This window comes from Foliimonas ilicis (genome assembly GCF_039939195.1).
Taxonomy (GTDB): Bacteria; Pseudomonadota; Alphaproteobacteria; order Rhizobiales; family Rhizobiaceae; genus Foliimonas; species Foliimonas ilicis.
Map to the genome: position 1 here is coordinate 676,618 of NZ_JBDUUH010000001.1, position 16,928 is coordinate 693,545.

22 protein-coding genes are annotated in these 16,928 nt (G+C 59.5%); 13 read left to right on the forward strand and 9 right to left on the reverse strand.

The window, feature by feature from the left end:
- Positions 1–68: 68 nt before the first annotated feature.
- Complete coding sequence (locus ABFT80_RS03285) at positions 69–839, reverse strand: sulfite exporter TauE/SafE family protein (protein ID WP_347970416.1); 771 nt, start codon at positions 837–839, stop codon at positions 69–71.
- Between ABFT80_RS03285 and ABFT80_RS03290 the strand changes: the two genes are divergently transcribed.
- The 7 genes from ABFT80_RS03290 (at position 838) to ABFT80_RS03320 (ending at position 6,377) form a co-directional block, all read left to right on the forward strand.
- Positions 838–1,020 (forward strand): hypothetical protein, encoded by a 183-nt coding sequence (locus ABFT80_RS03290; RefSeq protein ID WP_347970417.1) that lies wholly within the window; start codon positions 838–840, stop codon positions 1,018–1,020. The two genes, ABFT80_RS03285 and ABFT80_RS03290, sit on opposite strands and share 2 nt — an antisense overlap.
- A 4-nt stretch (positions 1,021–1,024) precedes the next feature.
- Complete coding sequence (locus ABFT80_RS03295) at positions 1,025–1,684, forward strand: thiamine phosphate synthase (RefSeq protein ID WP_347970418.1); 660 nt, start codon at positions 1,025–1,027, stop codon at positions 1,682–1,684.
- 65 nt (positions 1,685–1,749) lie between these two features.
- Positions 1,750–2,718 carry a tetratricopeptide repeat protein gene (locus tag ABFT80_RS03300; protein WP_347970419.1) on the forward strand — a complete coding sequence of 323 codons (969 nt, stop codon included), beginning with the start codon at positions 1,750–1,752 and terminating at the stop codon, positions 2,716–2,718.
- Positions 2,719–2,826: 108 nt separating this feature from the next.
- The gene (efp, locus tag ABFT80_RS03305; protein ID WP_347970420.1) at positions 2,827–3,393 is read left to right on the forward strand and encodes an elongation factor P; all 567 of its coding nucleotides are present in this window, start codon (positions 2,827–2,829) and stop codon (positions 3,391–3,393) included.
- A gap of 26 nt (positions 3,394–3,419) precedes the next feature.
- Positions 3,420–4,223 (forward strand): inositol monophosphatase family protein, encoded by an 804-nt coding sequence (locus tag ABFT80_RS03310; protein WP_347970421.1) that lies wholly within the window; start codon positions 3,420–3,422, stop codon positions 4,221–4,223.
- Positions 4,224–4,321: 98 nt separating this feature from the next.
- The gene (locus tag ABFT80_RS03315) at positions 4,322–5,347 is read left to right on the forward strand and encodes a MotA/TolQ/ExbB proton channel family protein (protein WP_347970422.1); all 1,026 of its coding nucleotides are present in this window, start codon (positions 4,322–4,324) and stop codon (positions 5,345–5,347) included.
- 1 nt (position 5,348) lies between these two features.
- Complete coding sequence (locus tag ABFT80_RS03320; RefSeq protein WP_347970423.1) at positions 5,349–6,377, forward strand: peptidoglycan -binding protein; 1,029 nt, start codon at positions 5,349–5,351, stop codon at positions 6,375–6,377.
- On the opposite strand, the gene ABFT80_RS03325 is transcribed toward ABFT80_RS03320, so the two are convergent.
- Positions 6,378–6,725, reverse strand: a complete 348-nt coding sequence (locus ABFT80_RS03325) for a DUF1304 domain-containing protein (RefSeq protein ID WP_347970424.1) — start codon at positions 6,723–6,725, stop codon at positions 6,378–6,380. It abuts the gene before it with no gap.
- A 307-nt stretch (positions 6,726–7,032) separates the two neighbouring features.
- Between ABFT80_RS03325 and ABFT80_RS03330 the strand changes: the two genes are divergently transcribed.
- Positions 7,033–7,476, forward strand: coding sequence for a hypothetical protein (locus tag ABFT80_RS03330; RefSeq protein WP_347970425.1), 444 nt, complete (start codon positions 7,033–7,035; stop codon positions 7,474–7,476).
- 179 nt (positions 7,477–7,655) lie between these two features.
- Entirely contained in the window at positions 7,656–9,311 is a 1,656-nt protein-coding gene (locus ABFT80_RS03335) for an FAD-binding dehydrogenase (protein ID WP_347970426.1), read from the forward strand.
- Between the two features lie 3 nt (positions 9,312–9,314).
- Here ABFT80_RS03335 and ABFT80_RS03340 read toward each other — a convergent pair whose 3' ends face one another.
- The 3 genes from ABFT80_RS03340 to ABFT80_RS03350 form a co-directional block, all read right to left on the reverse strand.
- Positions 9,315–9,719: a PIN domain-containing protein gene (locus tag ABFT80_RS03340; RefSeq protein WP_347970427.1), complete on the reverse strand. Its 405-nt coding sequence runs from the start codon at positions 9,717–9,719 to the stop codon at positions 9,315–9,317.
- Positions 9,716–9,946 carry an AbrB/MazE/SpoVT family DNA-binding domain-containing protein gene (locus tag ABFT80_RS03345; RefSeq protein WP_347970428.1) on the reverse strand — a complete coding sequence of 77 codons (231 nt, stop codon included), beginning with the start codon at positions 9,944–9,946 and terminating at the stop codon, positions 9,716–9,718. Before ABFT80_RS03345 ends, ABFT80_RS03340 begins: the two co-directional genes overlap by 4 nt.
- Positions 9,947–10,007: 61 nt before the next feature.
- Positions 10,008–11,810, reverse strand: a complete 1,803-nt coding sequence (locus ABFT80_RS03350; RefSeq protein WP_347970429.1) for an ABC transporter transmembrane domain-containing protein — start codon at positions 11,808–11,810, stop codon at positions 10,008–10,010.
- Between the two features lie 197 nt (positions 11,811–12,007).
- On the opposite strand from ABFT80_RS03350, the gene rpmE reads away from it, so the two are divergent.
- A complete protein-coding gene (rpmE, locus tag ABFT80_RS03355) occupies positions 12,008–12,229 on the forward strand; it encodes a 50S ribosomal protein L31 (protein ID WP_347970430.1) in 222 nt (73 codons plus the stop codon).
- 48 nt (positions 12,230–12,277) lie between these two features.
- On the opposite strand, the gene ABFT80_RS03360 is transcribed toward rpmE, so the two are convergent.
- Entirely contained in the window at positions 12,278–12,907 is a 630-nt protein-coding gene (locus ABFT80_RS03360; RefSeq protein WP_347970431.1) for a TetR/AcrR family transcriptional regulator, read from the reverse strand.
- A gap of 92 nt (positions 12,908–12,999) precedes the next feature.
- Here ABFT80_RS03360 and ABFT80_RS03365 point away from each other — a divergent pair, with 92 nt between their 5' ends.
- Both ABFT80_RS03365 and ABFT80_RS03370 read left to right on the forward strand, forming a co-directional pair.
- Positions 13,000–13,860 (forward strand): NAD(P)H-binding protein, encoded by an 861-nt coding sequence (locus tag ABFT80_RS03365; RefSeq protein ID WP_347970432.1) that lies wholly within the window; start codon positions 13,000–13,002, stop codon positions 13,858–13,860.
- Between the two features lie 5 nt (positions 13,861–13,865).
- Complete coding sequence (locus ABFT80_RS03370) at positions 13,866–14,345, forward strand: anthrone oxygenase family protein (protein WP_347970433.1); 480 nt, start codon at positions 13,866–13,868, stop codon at positions 14,343–14,345.
- A gap of 168 nt (positions 14,346–14,513) precedes the next feature.
- Here ABFT80_RS03370 and ABFT80_RS03375 read toward each other — a convergent pair whose 3' ends face one another.
- Together ABFT80_RS03375 and ABFT80_RS03380 are read right to left on the reverse strand one after the other, a co-directional pair.
- Entirely contained in the window at positions 14,514–14,816 is a 303-nt protein-coding gene (locus ABFT80_RS03375) for a SelT/SelW/SelH family protein (RefSeq protein ID WP_347970434.1), read from the reverse strand.
- A complete protein-coding gene (locus ABFT80_RS03380; protein ID WP_347970435.1) occupies positions 14,813–15,562 on the reverse strand; it encodes a YebC/PmpR family DNA-binding transcriptional regulator in 750 nt (249 codons plus the stop codon). The genes ABFT80_RS03375 and ABFT80_RS03380 overlap by 4 nt, the downstream gene beginning before the upstream one ends.
- 216 nt (positions 15,563–15,778) lie before the next feature.
- Between ABFT80_RS03380 and ABFT80_RS03385 the strand changes: the two genes are divergently transcribed.
- Positions 15,779–16,606: an MBL fold metallo-hydrolase gene (locus ABFT80_RS03385; RefSeq protein WP_347970436.1), complete on the forward strand. Its 828-nt coding sequence runs from the start codon at positions 15,779–15,781 to the stop codon at positions 16,604–16,606.
- Here the strand turns inward: ABFT80_RS03385 and ABFT80_RS03390 are convergent.
- Complete coding sequence (locus ABFT80_RS03390) at positions 16,603–16,926, reverse strand: ArsR/SmtB family transcription factor (RefSeq protein WP_347970437.1); 324 nt, start codon at positions 16,924–16,926, stop codon at positions 16,603–16,605. The two genes, ABFT80_RS03385 and ABFT80_RS03390, sit on opposite strands and share 4 nt — an antisense overlap.
- Positions 16,927–16,928 lie beyond the last annotated feature (2 nt).

Genomic DNA, 16,928 nt, shown 5'->3' on the forward strand with positions numbered 1-16,928 from the left:
GTCCAAAACGGGGTCGAAGCGGATAACAAATTGATTCAGAACATAAATATTACAAAATTATTACAGTTTTAAAACATGTCCTGAATGCCGTCATAGAGAAGTTTCATGGCGACCAGACCCACCGTTATGTAGGTGAATGGATAAAAGATTTCAGGTCGCATGCGCCTTACCAGCCAAGCACCTGCAAGGGTTGCTAGCGGTGCTGCGGGCATCAACACGGCGGATGCTGCAAGGTTCGTCGCGTCGAACTGGCCGAGTGCGAAATAGGGAACGAGCTTCACCGCATTCGTTATCGCGAAAAATATCGCGCTGGTGCCTGTGAATACACGCGGGTCGAGCCGCAGCGGCATGGCATAGACCTGAAAAGGCGGTCCGCCGACATGGGCGACGAAGCTCGTAAAGCCGGAAATCGTGCCCCAGAACATGCCTGCCGTGCGGTTCGGCGTAGTTGCATGGCCGCGCCCGTGCCGGAACTGCTGGTAAAGCCAGCGCCCAACGAAAATGATGGCGACTGCACCGACGATGAAGCGAATCATCCCGACAGTCACGATCGCCGCCGTCAGCCAGCCGATGGCGATGCCGATCATCGCGCCGGGCAGCATGAAGGTCAGCGTCTGCTTGTGATAGACGCCGCGCCAGCTCCACAGGGACACGATATCCATCAGGACCATGATCGGCAAAAGAATCGCCGCTGCCTGCACCGGCGATATGACCAGCGCCATGAGCGGCACACCGACAAAGCCCACGCCGCCGCCGAAACCGCCTTTCGACAGGCCGACGAGAATGACGGCAGGCAGCGCTACCGCGTAAAAAGCCGGGTCCGTCAGAAGCGCATTCATGGTCTTCGTCTTTCGAGAATCAGCGACGCAATCGCGCTTGCTGCAAGACGCGGATACCAGCCAACCGCGCTTGTGGAAACACGGCTGGCTGTTCAACCGTGCCGCTTTGTTCTATGCCGCGTTTGCAGCCATGCCAAAATCCGACCAAAGTCGCGCGGCATGGGATCAAGCTCATGGATGATGAAATGACAGAAGCCGCAATTCCAAAGAGATGCCGGATCGTGCTGATCGCCCCGCAAGGCGTCGATCACAAGAATTTCGAAAAGGCTTTTCGCGAAGCCGTCGCAGGCGGCGATATCGCTTCCGTCATCCTGCCGTCTTACGATCAGGGCGATGATGCTTTTCAGGCGCTCGCCGAAAAGGTCGTGCCGATCGCACAGGAAGCGGGCATCGCGACCATCATCGCGGGCGACACCCGCATTGCAGGTCGCGTTCAGGCAGATGGCATTCATGTCGAGGCCAAGCCCGCAGAGCTGATCGAAGCGATCGAGAATTTTCAGCCGCGCATGGCAGTCGGTGCCGGTGGCGCGAAAACACGTGACGACGCGCTGGCGCTCGGTGAAGCCCGTCCCGACTATATTTTCTTCGGACGCTTCGGCTACGACAACAAGCCGGAGGCGCATTCGCGCAATCTGTCGCTTGGCACGTGGTGGGCGGAGATGATCCAGATTCCCTGCATCGTTCTTGCCGGTTCGGACCTTGCCTCGGTCGAGGCCGTTGCGGCGACGGGCGCGGAGTTCGTTGCACTTTCGAGCGCGGTTTTCGGCGAGGGTATCGATCCGCGTGAAGCGGTTGCGCGGGCAAACGCCATTCTTGACGAAACAGCGCCGAGGCTTGCGGATTGATGATGTCGGGCAGAAGCGGTGTTGGATTGCTGTTTGCGGCTGCATTGGTTTTTGCAGCGGCGACAATGGCTCATGCCGTAGAAAGCGAAGCGGAAGAGAGCGGCGGCAATTTGCCGTTTCCGGGCAGCGAGATCGATCCCGACCGTTTCGGTCCAGCACCCACAACGCCTGAAAATCTCGATCCCCAGCGGTTCGGCGGCAGGCCATCCGATGAAGCTTACGGCGCGTTCCAGCGCGGGCTTTACAAGACGGCCCTGAACCTTGCCATGCCGCGCGCCAATAATGGCGATCCGGCTGCGCAGACGCTTGTCGCGGAAATCCTTTCGCGCGGGCTGGGCACGCCGCGCAACGAGGCGGAAGCCGCGAAATGGTATGCGAAGGCCGCCGAGCAAGGCATTCCGGAAGCGCAATTCCAATATTCGCTGATGCTGCTCGATGGAAATTTCGTCAAAAGAGACGAAAACGAAGCCTATGCGCTGCTGCAGGCGTCTGCGGAGGCCGGAAATCGTCTCGCCCAGTTCAATTTCGCGCAGCTTCTCGTTCAGCGCGAGCCGGGCGAGGAGGGTTTCCGCAAGGCTGTTCCCTATTATGAACGCGCCGCCCAAACCGGCCTGGCAGACGCGCAATATGCGATGTCGCAGATCTACGCGAACGGCATTGGCGGCAAAACTCAGGATGATGCCGAGGCGCGGCGTTTCCTCGAACTCGCGGCCCGCCAGAATTACGATACCGCACAGCTCGATCTCGGCACATGGAATGTTGAAGGCCGTGGCGGCGACAAGGACGAGAAGGCCGGTTTCCGCTGGATGCGGATTGCGGCCGAAGGCGGCAATGTCGCCGCGCAGAACAGATTGGCGAAACTCTACCTGAACGGCATCGGCACCGATCCGAATTCGATCCTTGCCGCAGCCTGGTACATGGTCGCGCAACGCGCGGGTCTGCGTGACACGTCCATGGACAACTTCCTGCACGGGTTGACCGATGAGGAAGAGAAGCAGGCGGCTGACCGGGCAAATCTCATGCAGACACGCTAGGCGTCATCTGCTCGACATTTAGCCGCTCTCTTGCCTCTTTCCCCTTTTTGTGGTCTTGAAGCGCGAAATCGCCTTCGGGCCGACAACTCCATTCCGGAATCCATAATAATGGCCAAGATCAACGGCAATGAAATCCGTCCAGGCAATGTCATCGAACATGATGGCGGCCTCTGGGTGGCGGTGAAGACCAATGCGGTGAAGCCTGGCAAGGGCGGCGCCTACAATCAGGTCGAGCTCAAGAACCTCATCAACGGCACCAAGCTCAACGAGCGTTTCCGCGCTGCTGAGACCGTCGACAAGGTTCGTCTCGAGCAGAAGGATTTCTCCTTCCTGTACGAGCAGGGCGAAGCGCTGATCTTCATGGATACCGAAAGCTACGAGCAGCTCGAACTGCAGAAAGAATTCGTCGGCGACCGCGCTGCCTTTCTTCAGGACGGCATGATGGTGACCGTCGAGCTTTACGAAGAAAAGCCGATCGGCATTTCGCTGCCGGATCAGGTCACGCTGACGATCACCGAAGCCGATCCGGTCGTCAAAGGCCAGACTGCCGCGTCGTCCTACAAGCCGGCTGTTCTCGAAAACGGAATCCGCGTTCTGGTTCCGCCCTTCATCTCGTCGGGCGAGCGCATCATCGTGGACACCAACGAACTCACCTACGTCCGTCGCGCGGACTGATTTTTACCCGTTCGGAGTAATAGAGAATGGCGCGTTCGGCGATCCTCAATGTCATGGTTCAAGCCGCAATGAAGGCTGGCCGTTCGCTCGCCCGCGATTTCGGCGAAGTGCAGAATTTGCAGGTTTCGCTGAAAGGTCCGGGTGATTTCGTCACGCAGGCCGACCGCAAGGCCGAGGAAGTCCTGTTCACCGAATTGCAGCGCGGCCGTCCGGGCTACTCCTTCCTGATGGAAGAGCGCGGCGTGGTCGAAGGCGAAGACAGCCAGCATCGCTGGATCGTCGATCCACTCGACGGCACGACGAATTTCCTTCACGGCCTGCCTATTTTCTCGATCTCCATCGCGCTGGAGCGTCAGGGCCAGATCGTCGCCGGTGTCATCTACAATCCGGCGATGGACGAGCTTTACACCGCAGAACGTGGCGGCGGTGCCTTCATGAATGATCGCCGCTTGCGCGTTTCGGGCCGCACCAAGCTTTCCGATTGTGTCATCGGCACCGGTATTCCGCATCTTGGACGCGGACATCACGGCAATTACCTGGTCGAGCTGCGCAATGTCATGGCCGATACGGCGGGTGTGCGCCGTCTCGGTTCGGCAGCGCTTGATCTCGCCTATGTTGCCGCTGGCCGCATGGACGGTTTCTGGGAACAGCCCCTTTCGCCATGGGATATTGCGGCAGGCATGCTTCTGGTTCGCGAGGCTGGCGGTTTCGTTTCCGACAAGGATGGCGGGCAGAACATGTTCGATGATGGTTCCATCGTCGTCGGCAATGAAGCGATCCATCGGGCGCTTCTGAAAACGCTGAAAAGGCCGATCAGCCCGCGCAGCTAAACCTTTTCCGCACAGCCCTCGAACGCGCCTTTCAATTTCGTCATAAATCCGTTTAGGATTGGCGGCACGTTAAGTGCCGCTACGGAATCGGGACGCGCATGGCTTTGTTGAGATATTTTGGTGTCGGAAGAGCGTCGGACGTTATCGAATACGATCCGCACAAGCTTTCGAGCCCGCAGGTTTTCTTGCTGTCCATGCTGGTGTTTCTGGCCATTGTCGCGTTCATCGCGGCGATCCTGACGCGGCAGATCAGCTCGGCCTTCACCACAAATCCGGGGTTGAACGGCCTCATTCTTGGCGTGCTGGTCGTCGGCATCCTGCTTGCCTTTGCGCAGGTCATCCGTCTTTTCCGCGAAATTCGCTGGGTCAATTCCTTTCGAGCGGGCACCGATGCTGCCGATCCGATCCTGCTTGCACCGATGCGCGCGATGGTCAGCCGGTCGTCCAACGTCGCCTTCTCGACCAATTCGATGCGCTCGATCCTCGATTCCATCGCGACGCGCCTCGATGAAAGCCGCGATATTTCGCGCTATCTGATCGGCCTTCTGGTGTTTCTCGGCCTTTTGGGTACGTTTTGGGGCCTGTTGCAGACCATCGGTTCCATCGGCGAGACAATCCAGTCGCTGGACCCCGGCTCGGGCGACACGAATGCCGTTCTGGAATCGTTGAAGGCTGGCCTTGCCTCGCCGCTCGAAGGCATGGGCACGGCGTTTTCGTCCTCGCTGTTCGGCCTTGCAGGCTCTCTGGTGCTCGGCTTCCTCGACCTTCAGGCCGGTCGCGCGCAGACGCGCTTCTACACCGAGCTCGAAAACTGGCTCTCTTCCGTCACCGATCTGTCTTCCGACATTGCCATAGCTGCCCCGGCAGGCACGTCGGAATCCTCGGAAGAACTCAAGCTTCTGTCGGAGCGCATGCGCGCGCTTCAGGAGAACGGCTCGTCCAATCCGCGTGTTGCGGCGGCCATGTCGAGCTTGGCTGACGGCATTTCCGGGCTGGTGAAAAACATGCGCAATGAGCAGCAGATGATGCGCGACTGGGTCGAATCCCAGTCGGAAGAGCAGAAGAAAATGCGCGAAACGCTCGAAAAAATTGCCGATGCTCTGAAGAAGCAGGGCGCCAAATAACATGGCGCTTGGCCGTAGAAGAACAGATCGACGCATCGATTATTGGCCGGGTTTCGTCGATGCGCTTTCGACGCTTCTTCTGGCCATCATGTTTCTTCTGTCGGTCTTCGTGCTGGCGCAGTTTCTGCTCAGCCGTGAAATCAGCGGCAAGGATGAAGTGCTCAGCCGCCTGAACTCGCAGATCAACGAGCTGACGCAGTTGCTGGCGCTGGAGCGCTCGAACACGCAGGACACCGAGGATACGATTGCGAACCTTCGCGCTTCGCTTTCCGCCGTCGAGAGCGACAAGACCCGGCTGGAGCAATTGCTGTCGCAAGGGGCGGGTGCTGGCGCGCAGGCCGATGCGCGCATCGGCACGCTGAGCGGCGAACTCGACAATGAGCGTCAGGTCAGCCAGCGCGCGCTGTCGCAGGTCGAAATCCTCAACCAGCAGATCGCAGCGCTTCGCCGTCAGATCGGCGCGCTCGAAGAGGCGCTCGATGCCTCGGAATCGCGCGACCGCGAATCCAACACCAAGATCGCCGATCTCGGGCGTCGCCTGAATGTGGCGCTGGCGCAGCGCGTGCAGGAGCTGAACCGCTATCGTTCGGATTTCTTCGGACGTTTGCGTGAAATTCTCTCGGATCGCGAAAACATACGCATCGTCGGCGACCGCTTCGTGTTCCAGTCGGAAGTCCTGTTCCCGGTCGGCTCCGAGGTCATCAATGATGCGGGGCGGGTCGAGATGAAGAAGCTGGCCGATGCGATCATCGAGCTCCAGAAGGAGATTCCGCCGGAAATCAACTGGGTGCTGCGCGTCGATGGCCACACCGATGATACGCCGCTTTCCGGTTCGGGCCGCTACCGTGACAATTGGGAATTGTCGTCGGCGCGTTCGACATCGGTGGTCAAATATCTGATCGAAAACGGGGTTCCGGCAAACCGTCTGGTGGCGGCTGGCTTCGGCGAATATCAGCCGCTCGACCCGTCGAATACTCCTGAAGCGCGCAACAGAAACCGTCGTATCGAACTCAAGCTGACCGAGCGCTGATTACAGGCCTGCCAGCAAAGCGGCGAGTGCCAGCGCTGCGGGCAGCGCCTGAACGAACAGGATCTTGCGCCCGACAGTCACCGCGCCATAAAGCCCGGCAATGATCACGCAGATCAGAAAAAACATCTTGAAGTCGTTGGCGGCCTGCAACAGACCCCAGATGAGTCCGGCAGCCAGAAACCCGTTATAAAGCCCCTGATTGGCTGCCAGCGTTTTCGTCTGCGCGGCGAATTCCGGCGTCAGTTTGAACGTGCGCAGACCCGCTGGCTTGTCCCAAAGCACCATTTCCAGAACGACGATGTAGACATGAATGGCGGCGACAATGCCGATCAGTGTGTTGGAAATCACGGCGCGCCCCTCAAAGCATGTTCAGCTTTCAGAACGATCGACTGAGGCGGTTTATTTTTCAAGGACGATTTCAAATGCCTTTGAAAATTCAGCCTTATTTCGGGCGAAGCCACAGGATTTGGGCGAGATCGGCCCTGCAAAAATTATCTTTTCGTAATTTGTGAGGCGTGGCGGAGAGGCATAGTCTCACACTCACAGGCTGGGAATTGCCGGCGGTGCGGGATGCATCGCGACGCGACAAAACCGGACGGCCTGATGCCGGGAGCAGGACGCATTATGTCCGTTCCCATTCTCGGAGATGCAGGTCATGCACTCTTTCCTCGTCAAGACGGCTCTTGCCGCAGCACTCCTCTCGACCTCCCTCGGCGTGTCCTTCGCTGCCCCGCCCGACAACACCACATCGTTGCATCTCGGCGCGACTGTCGACCAGATACCGCCACCGGACAATTTGGCGACAAACTCGACCATGCCTCACCATATGAGCCAAGCGGGCACGATGCGACCGCGGCTTCAGCGGATCACCAATGAGATTGGTCGCGCCGATCATCGTATCGCCGTCGACCGTTCGCACGGTTATCTGAGCAGGGTTGAGGCGCAAAAGGTTCGACAAGAAGCAAGGATGATCGAACACAATGCGCGCGTTGCCGCAAACCATCACAGCGGACGTATTCCCAACACCAATTTCGTGAGATTGCAGGAGCGCGTTCAGGATCTGAACCACAATATTCACCGCTATGCGACCAACGCATGATCGGCTGACAACAGGACACAAATGAGAGATTTGCCGCTCCGCTTCTGCGGGGCGGCTTTTTGTATGGGCGGGTCTGGAATGCCCGGATGAGACGCGTGAAGCCATCAGCATCTCAACTTAAAGCTTGATCCTTCCGTGACTGGCGAACATTCTCGCAGCAAGTGCAGGGAGGGCATCTGATGGTGGAACAAGCAGACGCGATAGTCGTCGGCGGTGGTCTGGCTGGATTGGTCGCAGCGGCCGAGCTGGCGGATGCGGGAAAGCGCGTCATCATTCTCGATCAGGAGGGCGAGAATTCGCTGGGCGGTCAGGCCTTCTGGTCGCTTGGCGGGTTATTTTTTGTCGATAGCCCGGAGCAGCGGCGGCTGCGCATCCGCGACAGCCGCGACCTCGCCATGCAGGACTGGCTGGGCTCGGCCGCTTTCGACCGCCCGGAGGATTTCTGGCCGCGCAAGGTGGCCGAAGCATTCGTCGATTTCTCTGCGGGGGAAATGCGGCCCTGGCTTCACGCGCAGGGCATGCGCTGGTTTCCGGTCGTCGGCTGGGCCGAACGTGGCGGGTCACTGGCGACAGGTCACGGCAATTCCGTGCCGCGCTTTCACATCACATGGGGTACAGGACCCGGCGTGCTCGAACCCTTCATCCGCCGCGTGCGCGACCATGCCGGCGCGGGCAGGGTGACACTCAAATTCCGCCATCGCGTCAGCCAGATAGTGAAAACCAATGGGGCGGTCAGCGGCGTGTCCGGCGAGGTGCTTGAGCCGTCGACCGTTGAGCGGGGCGCGCAGTCCGGGCGCGAAATTGCCGGGGATTTCGCGTTCAATGCAGGTGCGGTGCTTGTCACATCGGGTGGCATCGGCGGCGATTTCGATCTGGTCCGCAAGAACTGGCCTGCCGACCGCCTCGGCCCCGCGCCGAAAACCATGGTTGCTGGGGTGCCGCATCATGTCGATGGACGCATGATCGACATTACAAAAGGTGCTGGCGGGCATGTCATCAATGCCGACCGTATGTGGCATTATACGGAAGGCCTGCGCAACTGGTCTCCGATCTGGCCGAACCATGGCATCCGCATTCTGCCGGGGCCTTCGTCGCTGTGGTTCGATGCGTTCGGCAAGCGGCTGGAAGCGCCGTGCCTGCCGGGGTTCGACACGCTCTCGACGCTGAAGCGCATCCTCTCCACTGGCCACGATTATTCGTGGTTCGTGCTGACCCAGAAGATCATCAAGAAGGAATTCGCGCTTTCAGGCTCCGAGCAGAACCCCGACTTCACTTCAAAGAGCTGGCTGGAGGTCCTGAAGAGCCGTCGCGCCAAAGGCGCGCCGCCGCCTGTCGAAGCATTTAAGGAAAAGGGCGAGGATTTCGTCGTTCGCGACAATCTGCGCGATCTTGTTGCCGGAATGAATGCGCTGACTGGCGAAAACCTCATCGATCATGATCGACTTTTCGCGGAAATCACGGCGCGGGATCGCGAAATCGACAATTCCTTTTCCAAGGATGCGCAGATCACCGCCATTCACGGCGCGCGAAACTATCTTGGCGACAGGTTGATCCGCACCGCCAAGCCGCACAAGATTCTCGACCCGGCCAACGGCCCTCTCATAGCGGTGCGGCTCAACATCCTGACCCGCAAGACGCTGGGAGGTTTGCACACCAATCTGGACGGGCAGGTGCTGGGGAGCGACGGCGAGCCCATCCCCGGCCTTTACGCAGCAGGCGAGGTCGCGGGCTTCGGCGGTGGCGGGTATCATGGCTACAACGCGCTGGAAGGCACGTTCCTCGGCGGCTGCATATTCTCAGGCCGCAATGCCGGGCGGCATGCCGCGAAGGGGTGAGCGTCAGCCTGCCTTGAACGGATTTGCGATGCGCAATTTGTCTTCGATTACCAACCCGTCATGCATGTCTTCAGACCAAAGTATTTCACAGTTTCCGCGAAGTCCGGCGGCCAGCATGAGGGAATCAAAATAGGACAGGCGATATTTTTCCGCGATAGATAACGCATCCATTTGCGTGTCTGCATCCAGCGGCAATATGGATGGGCATACGGTTCGTATCGCCGCAATTGCGGTTCGCACCTCTTCCCACGAAAAATTGAGCTTGCGGTGCGCCACATTGGCGAATTCGTTCAAGCCCTGGATGCTGACGACACAGCCGGACGCCAAGAGGCTTTCTGCGACTGCATTTCGCGGATCGGTGCTGAATGCGTAGATCAGGATATTTGTATCGAGAAGTGCAGCGCTCATCGCGCGTTGGCGTCGTCGCGGCTGAAGCTCCAACCGGCAGGCAAAGGCTTGCGCAATGCTCTCAGGCGTTCCAGTGCTTTTTCGCGGCTGCGGTCACGCTCGACGTCGAATGCGCGTTCGCCTGCAATGCGGACGTCTATCTCATCGCCCGCTTTAAGCTCCAGCGCCTCGACAATGGTTGAAGGCAACCGGATTGCGAGGCTGTTACCCCATTTCGCGACCTGCATAGCTCATCTCCGTAAATATACATTCTAAATGTATATCTTTCGGCCCGGAAAGCAAGAAGTGCTACTCTGCTGCCTGAAACGCGGTTGCGCCGTGCTCGAACTGGAGGCGGGCGAGGTTGGCGTAGATGCCGCCGCTGGCGACGAGGCTGCGATGCGTGCCTTCTTCGACGATGCGGCCTTCATCCATCACCAGAATGCGGTCAGCCTTGAGCACGGTCGCAAGACGGTGCGCGATGATAAGCGTGGTACGGCCTTCCATCAGCCCTTCGAGCGCGGTTTGCACCAGCGTCTCGCTTTCGGCGTCCAGCGCTGATGTCGCTTCGTCCAGCAAGAGGATAGGTGCATCGCGCAGGATTGCGCGGGCAATCGCCACGCGCTGGCGCTGACCGCCTGAGAGCGTCACGCCGCGTTCGCCGACGTCAGTCTCATAACCTTCCGGAAGCCGGGCAATGAACTCGTCCGCGTGGGCGGCTTCGGCTGCGGCCTTGATCTCGGCCTTGGTGGCCTCCGGCTTGCCGAAGGCTATGTTTTCGGCTGCGGTCGCGGCAAAGATCGTCACATCCTGCGGGACGATTGCGATGCGCTCGCGAACACGGTGGGGGTCGGCGTCGCGAATATCGACGCCGTCGATAAGCACCGAGCCCTGCAGAGGATCGTAATAACGCAAAAGCAGCGAAAAGACCGTGGTTTTGCCCGCACCCGATGGCCCGACGATGGCGATCGTCTCACCCGGTTTGATCGAGAAAGAGAGGTCGTTGAGCGACGGTCTGTCCGGTCTTGCTGGGTAGGAGAAGGAAACGTCGCGAAACTCTATCGCGCCCTTTGCGGTCGCGGGCAGCGGTTTCGGGTTGGCGGGCGCGGCAATCAGCGGAACTTCGGCGAGGATTTCGGTGATGCGCTCTGCGGCACCCGAAGCCTGGCTGAGTTCGCCCCAGACTTCCGACAGGGCGCCAAGCGCGCCTGCGGCAAACACCGAATAGAGCAGGAACTGGCCGAGCGTTCCCGGCGACATCGTTCCTTGCAGCACATCGCGCGAGCCGAACCAGAGCACGGCGACGACGGACGAGAAAATCGTGAATATCGCGAAAAAAGTCAGGATGGAGCGTGCGAAAACCGATGATTTTGCTGCGATAAACGCTGTTTCGACCGCATTCGCGAAGGTTTTCGTGACAAAATTCTCGTTCGTGAAGGCCTGCAGCGTGCGGATTGCGCCGATCTGCTCGCTGGCATAGGCGGTGGCATTTGCCAGCGTATCCTGTGCCTGTCGCGACTTGCGGCGCACCGAACGTCCGAATGCCACCAGCGGCAGGACGATAATCGGGATGGCGGCCAGAACCAGCGAGGAGAGCTTCGGGCTGGTCACGACCATCATGGTAACTGCGCCGAGGCCGAGAATGATGTTGCGAAGCGCGACCGAGGCTGTTGCGCCGACCGCGGATTTTATCTGTGTGGTATCTGCGGTCAGCCGCGAGATGATTTCGCCGGTCTGCGCCGTGTCGAAGAATTGCGCGGAAAGTCTTGTGACATGGGCGAAGAGGTCGCGGCGAATGTCGGAAACCACGCGTTCGCCAAGCGTGATGACGAAATAATAGCGTCCGGCGGAGGCCAGCGCGAGCAGGCCAGCGATGACGACCAACATGCCGAAATATTGCGCGATAAAGGTAGAATCGGCGCTCGAAAAGCCATGGTCGATCATCCGGCGCACGGCGATCGGCAGCGTCAGGGTCATCATTGCGGCGAGGATAAGCGACGCAATCGCGCCTGCGACCAGCCCGCGATAGCGGCCAAGATAAGGGGCCAAACGCCGCAGCGGTTTGAGCGAACGCCTGCGTTCGTCCTCCTCTCGCCTGCTTTTATCAGCCATTTTGCGCTTTTCCTTGCTTCGAGCGCCTTTGAACGGCGCGCGCGGCCTTGTGATTCAATTTCGGCTGATGTATAGGCTCGCCGACCGTTTTAGAAGCCGTGGCTTTTCAATAGCTGCGGCTTCGAGTTTTCAAAGGGGGCGCATCGACGCAGGGCCTATGGCCAGCGAGAAGCGCCACGAGAACCAGGAACACCGCCATGAAGACCGATATCCATCCAGATTACCACACGATCAAGGTCGTCATGACCGACGGCAGCGAATACACTACCCGTTCGACCTGGGGCAAGGAAGGCGATACGATGAACCTCGATATCGACCCGCGCACCCATCCGGCATGGACCGGCGGCCAGCAGACCCTGCTCGACCGCGGTGGCCGTCTGTCCAAGTTCAAGAAGCGCTACGAAGGCCTCGGCATCTAAGCCGATCTTTCATGGAATTCGAAAAACCCGCCCTTGTGGCGGGTTTTTTTATTCTGCTTCCAGCTCGCGCAGCGCCATGCGCGTGTAGGTCTCGACCAGCCGGTCGCCCTCGTCTCGCGGAACGGATACGGCAAGGCGCATCGTCGCTTCGCCTAGCTGCATGACCAGAAAGGCCTTGGCGCCGAGTACCGCGCTGTCGGCGGAAGGCCGCAGCCGCTGCAAGACACTCGCCAGCAATTCGCCGTTGATCCTGCTTTGCGCGAGTTCGACGGCGCGTAAATTCCTGTCGGCCTGCATGCCCGACCAGACATCGCGCATCACCGGTTCGCTCAAAAACATGCCGTAGTAGATTTTTATGAGTTCAGCGAAGGCTTCGTGGAAATCTTCCAGAGTCGTCACGTTTTCCAGCCCCTCCGCAATGCAGGTGCGGCTCTCGGCGTGAATGCGCTCGGCAAGTGCCGTGACGATCGCGCCCTTGTCCGGGAAATATTGATAGAGCGAGCCGATCGAAATGCCGGCCTTCTGTGCCACGTCGCTCATGCGCAGCGCGTCGCTGCCCTGCTCGCCGATCAGTTCCGTCGAAACCGCCAATATGCGCTCCACACGCTCGCGGCTGCGCTTCTGCGTCGGCTCGCGGCGCGCTGTGGTTGGAACTTCATAATCCGCGCTCTGTTCCATGCAGTTTCGAATCCTTTGGTCTCTTGACTCCTAAAATACGAGGGTTTATCACATTTGCAAACGTGAGGATTGCTCACATTATGGAGGAAGTGATGAAAACTCAGAATTTCAGCAGTCCTGTTCTGGTTATCGGCGGCACGGGTAAGGTTGGCCGGCGTATTGCAGAGCAATTGAAAGCGCGCGGTATCGCCGTCAAAATCGGCGCGCGGTCGGCCACGCCGTCCTTCGATTGGGAGAACCGAAATACGTGGAGCGCGGCACTCGACGGCGTGACCGCTGCCTATATCAGCTACTATCCCGATCTGGCCGTTCCCGGCGCCGCGGAGCAGATTGCGGCGTTTGCGGAATTGGCGGTGAAGAAGGGCGTGCGCCGCCTGGTTCTTCTTTCCGGGCGCGGCGAGGAGGGCGCCGAGCGCGCCGAGGAGGCACTCAAACATTCCGGTGCGGATTGGACGATCGTGAGGGCCGCTTGGTTTTTCCAGAATTTCTCCGAGAATTTTCTGATCGAGCCGGTTCTGGCAGGCGAGGTAGCCTTGCCGGTTGGGCAGATTCTGGAGCCTTTCATTGATGCGGATGACGTTGCAGCCGTCGCGGTTGCGGCGCTGACCGAGGACGGGCATGTCGGTCAGCTTTACGAGGTGACCGGACCGCGTCTGATGCGATTTGCCGATGCTATCGCGGAAATTTCAAGCGCGGCTGGCCGCGAGATCGCTTTTCACGAAATATCGATTGGCGATTTCGAGGCCGCGCTTCGCACTGACGGTCTTGATGACGGACTCATCGCGTTGCTGAAAGAGCTGTTCGAAGTGCTTCTCGATGGCCGAAACGCGCATCTGACGAATGGTGTGGAGCGCGCTCTTGGCCGTCCGCCGCGAGACTTCGCCGATTATGCACGAGAAACGGCCGCAAGCGGCGTATGGTACGCTGATCCGGCTTTGAGCAAGCAAGGATAGAAACCATGCCAGCCATGATCCTTACGTCCCTGGTCTTCGCCGCCGCGTTGGGCAGCGGCCTTCTGGCCGGGCTGTTCTTCATATTCTCGAATACGATCATGTCGGCCCTCGCCAGGCTCCCGGCAGCGCAAGGCATGGCCGCCATGCAATCGATCAATGTAACGATCCTGAACCCGCTTTTCCTCGCGGTATTCATGGGCACGTCGCTGCTGTGCCTCGTGCTGGTTGCGGCAGTGCTGCTGGGCTGGGCGGGGCCGAATTGGGGTTTTGTGGCGGCCGGTGGGTTGCTGCTGCTTGTCGGCATGTTCGGGGTCACGATGTTCTTCAACGTACCGATGAACGAGGCACTGGTCGCCGCGACGGCAGACAGCGCCGGTACGACGCTCTGGGCGGATTATCTGAGCAGATGGACAATGTGGAACCATGTGCGCACGATTGCGTCTCTGGGGGCGCTGGCTGCGTTTATGGCGGCGCTGATGCGGTGATGGGGGTGGGTTTGTGTGTCCTTCGAGGCTCGCTTTGCTCGCACCTCAGGATGAGGGAAATAGCGGATTTCAGAGACTAAACTTTTGAAGTTGTGCGTTCATCACCCCAACCTCCCTCATCCTGAGGTGCGAGCAAAGCGAGCCTCGAAGGACGCACCTGAATGTGCGTCAATCCTCGGAAGTCTTGCGATCCGAATGCCCAAGGTCACGACTTGGATCAATGACATCGCGCACGCGCTGTTTCAGGATTTTTGCCTCGGGGAAGCCGCCATCGCGTTTGCGTTCCCAGATCAGCACATCGTCGCAGCTTATCTCAAAGATGCCGCCAGTGCCGGGCACCAGCGCTACCTCGCCCAGTTCCGTCCCGAAGGTGGAAAGCAGTTCCTGCGCCATCCAGCCTGCCCGCAACAGCCACATGCATTGGGTGCAATAGGTTATCTTGATGCGGGGCAGGGCGGATTTCTGGCTCATGCGGCGGAAAGCTTGGCCAGCGTTTCGTCATCGACTTCGAAATTGGCGTAAACGTTCTGCACGTCGTCGTCGTCTTCGAGCGTGCCGACGAGTTTCATCAGCGACTGCGCGCGTTCTTCATCGACCGGCACGTTGTTCTGCGGCTTCCAGATCGTCTTGACCGATTCGGCTTCGCCAAGGGCTGCTTCCAGAGCCTTGGAAACGTCGCCGATATTCTCGAATGCGCAGATGATCGTGTGGCCGTCCTCGTCGGACTGCACATCGTCGGCACCTGCTTCGATGGCTGCTTCCATGATCGCTTCGGCGTCGCCCTTGGCTGCCGGATAGACGATCTCGCCGACGCGGTCGAACATGAAGGCGACCGAGCCGGTTTCGCCCATCGCGCCGCCAGCCTTGGTGAAGGCTGCGCGCACATTCGATGCCGAACGGTTGCGGTTGTCGGTCAGCGCTTCGACGATGACGGCAACGCCGCCGGGGCCGTAACCCTCGTAGCGCACTTCCTCGTAATTGTCGGCGTCGCCGCCAGACGCCTTGCTGATGGCGCGTTGGATGTTGTCCTTCGGCATCGACTCGGCCTTGGCGTTCTGGATTGCCAGACGCAGGCGCGCGTTCATCGACGGGTCGGGAAGACCGGATTTTGCGGCGACGGTGATTTCACGCGCCAGCTTGGAGAATATCTTGGACCGCACCGCATCCTGACGGCCCTTGCGGTGCATGATGTTCTTGAACTGTGAATGGCCTGCCATGGCACCCCTGTCTGTAATTTCGAGGGCGCGATGGCGAAAGCCAGGGACCGGGTCCGGTCGCGCCGCACTCTGTTGAATGACGCGGCTTATAAACCAAGTCGGGCGTGATCGTCCAGAAGCGGGCGCTATCGCCTGCTCGCGAAAATTTGACTCCGCCGCGGCTCCGTTGCGGCCATAGTGGCGGCGGGGAGCTTCCTGTCCTGCCGGAGACCGCGCATGCCCGCCTGCCGATTTGCCGCCATACTGCTTGCCTTGCTGTTTTTTGTGCCTGCTGCCAATGCACAGGCTGAAAACGATCCGGTGCCGAGCCGCTGCCTGGCGATGGCGCAGACATTGCCGAACGTCACTTATGCGAGCTTTGCCCTGCCCGAAGCGATACCGGTTCAGGCAACCGCTGAAGGCGACGTCACCATCACCTATGCTGGACATTCGACCTATGTCATCGAGACGCCGGGCGGCGTGCGTGTTGCCACGGATTTCAGCGGTTTCTACGGCGCGGACCCGCTGCCGCGCGTCGTCACCATGAACAAGGCGCATCGCACGCATTTTACGGATACGCCGGATACGCGCATCGAGCATGTGCTGCGCGGCTGGAACCCGGAGGGCGGACCGGCGCGCCATGCGGTGGTGGTCGATGATGTTTATATCCGCAATGTGCCGACCGACATTCGCCGCTTTGGCGAGTTGGAGGCGGATGGCAATTCGATCTTCATTTTTGAGGTTGCCGGATTGTGCATCGGCCATCTCGGACATCTGCATCATCGGTTGGAAGACGCGCATTATGGCGCAATCGGCAGGCTGGACGTCGTCATGGTGCCGATCGATGGCGGCATGACACAATCGCTCGCCTCGATGAGCGAAATCGCGACCCGGCTTTATTCCTCGGTGATCCTGCCGATGCATCGCCATGCGACGCCGATGAACGAATTCCTGCGCAATATGGGTGAGGGCTTTGCGGTGGACCGCCGCAATTCGCGGAGTTTGGAAATTTCGCTGCGATCACTGCCGCGCAGACCGACGATCGTCATTCTCGATGGAGTCTAAGTCTCCATATCCGATTTGAGTGCATCGATGATGCTGAGTGCGTGGGTGGCGTATTGACTGATCCAGCGGTCGTGAATCTGCTTGATCGGCATCGCGTTCAGATGGTTCCAGCGCTCGCGGCCTTCGCGGCGCACGACCAACAGATCGGCTTCTTCCAGAACCTTTAGATGCTGCATCACCGTGCAGCGGTCCATCTCCGGGAATATCTCGCAAAGCGCGCCGGTGGTTTTCGGCCCATCTTTCAACTGATCCAGCATCGAGCGTCGCCGCGGATGGGCGAGCGCCTTGAAAACATTGTCCTCTTTCGTCTGTGTTGACATGT

Coding starts and splice junctions, on each gene's coding strand:
- ABFT80_RS03290 (WP_347970417.1), top strand. CDS start 838: ATGGTCTTCGTCTTTCGAGAATCAGCGACGCAATCGCGCTTGCTGCAA.
- ABFT80_RS03285 (WP_347970416.1), bottom strand. CDS start 839: ATGAATGCGCTTCTGACGGACCCGGCTTTTTACGCGGTAGCGCTGCCT.
- ABFT80_RS03295 (WP_347970418.1), top strand. CDS start 1,025: ATGACAGAAGCCGCAATTCCAAAGAGATGCCGGATCGTGCTGATCGCC.
- ABFT80_RS03300 (WP_347970419.1), top strand. CDS start 1,750: ATGGCTCATGCCGTAGAAAGCGAAGCGGAAGAGAGCGGCGGCAATTTG.
- efp (WP_347970420.1), top strand. CDS start 2,827: ATGGCCAAGATCAACGGCAATGAAATCCGTCCAGGCAATGTCATCGAA.
- ABFT80_RS03310 (WP_347970421.1), top strand. CDS start 3,420: ATGGCGCGTTCGGCGATCCTCAATGTCATGGTTCAAGCCGCAATGAAG.
- ABFT80_RS03315 (WP_347970422.1), top strand. CDS start 4,322: ATGGCTTTGTTGAGATATTTTGGTGTCGGAAGAGCGTCGGACGTTATC.
- ABFT80_RS03320 (WP_347970423.1), top strand. CDS start 5,349: ATGGCGCTTGGCCGTAGAAGAACAGATCGACGCATCGATTATTGGCCG.
- ABFT80_RS03330 (WP_347970425.1), top strand. CDS start 7,033: ATGCACTCTTTCCTCGTCAAGACGGCTCTTGCCGCAGCACTCCTCTCG.
- ABFT80_RS03335 (WP_347970426.1), top strand. CDS start 7,656: ATGGTGGAACAAGCAGACGCGATAGTCGTCGGCGGTGGTCTGGCTGGA.
- ABFT80_RS03340 (WP_347970427.1), bottom strand. CDS start 9,719: ATGAGCGCTGCACTTCTCGATACAAATATCCTGATCTACGCATTCAGC.
- ABFT80_RS03345 (WP_347970428.1), bottom strand. CDS start 9,946: ATGCAGGTCGCGAAATGGGGTAACAGCCTCGCAATCCGGTTGCCTTCA.
- ABFT80_RS03350 (WP_347970429.1), bottom strand. CDS start 11,810: ATGGCTGATAAAAGCAGGCGAGAGGAGGACGAACGCAGGCGTTCGCTC.
- rpmE (WP_347970430.1), top strand. CDS start 12,008: ATGAAGACCGATATCCATCCAGATTACCACACGATCAAGGTCGTCATG.
- ABFT80_RS03360 (WP_347970431.1), bottom strand. CDS start 12,907: ATGGAACAGAGCGCGGATTATGAAGTTCCAACCACAGCGCGCCGCGAG.
- ABFT80_RS03365 (WP_347970432.1), top strand. CDS start 13,000: ATGAAAACTCAGAATTTCAGCAGTCCTGTTCTGGTTATCGGCGGCACG.
- ABFT80_RS03370 (WP_347970433.1), top strand. CDS start 13,866: ATGCCAGCCATGATCCTTACGTCCCTGGTCTTCGCCGCCGCGTTGGGC.
- ABFT80_RS03375 (WP_347970434.1), bottom strand. CDS start 14,816: ATGAGCCAGAAATCCGCCCTGCCCCGCATCAAGATAACCTATTGCACC.
- ABFT80_RS03380 (WP_347970435.1), bottom strand. CDS start 15,562: ATGGCAGGCCATTCACAGTTCAAGAACATCATGCACCGCAAGGGCCGT.
- ABFT80_RS03385 (WP_347970436.1), top strand. CDS start 15,779: ATGCCCGCCTGCCGATTTGCCGCCATACTGCTTGCCTTGCTGTTTTTT.
- ABFT80_RS03390 (WP_347970437.1), bottom strand. CDS start 16,926: ATGTCAACACAGACGAAAGAGGACAATGTTTTCAAGGCGCTCGCCCAT.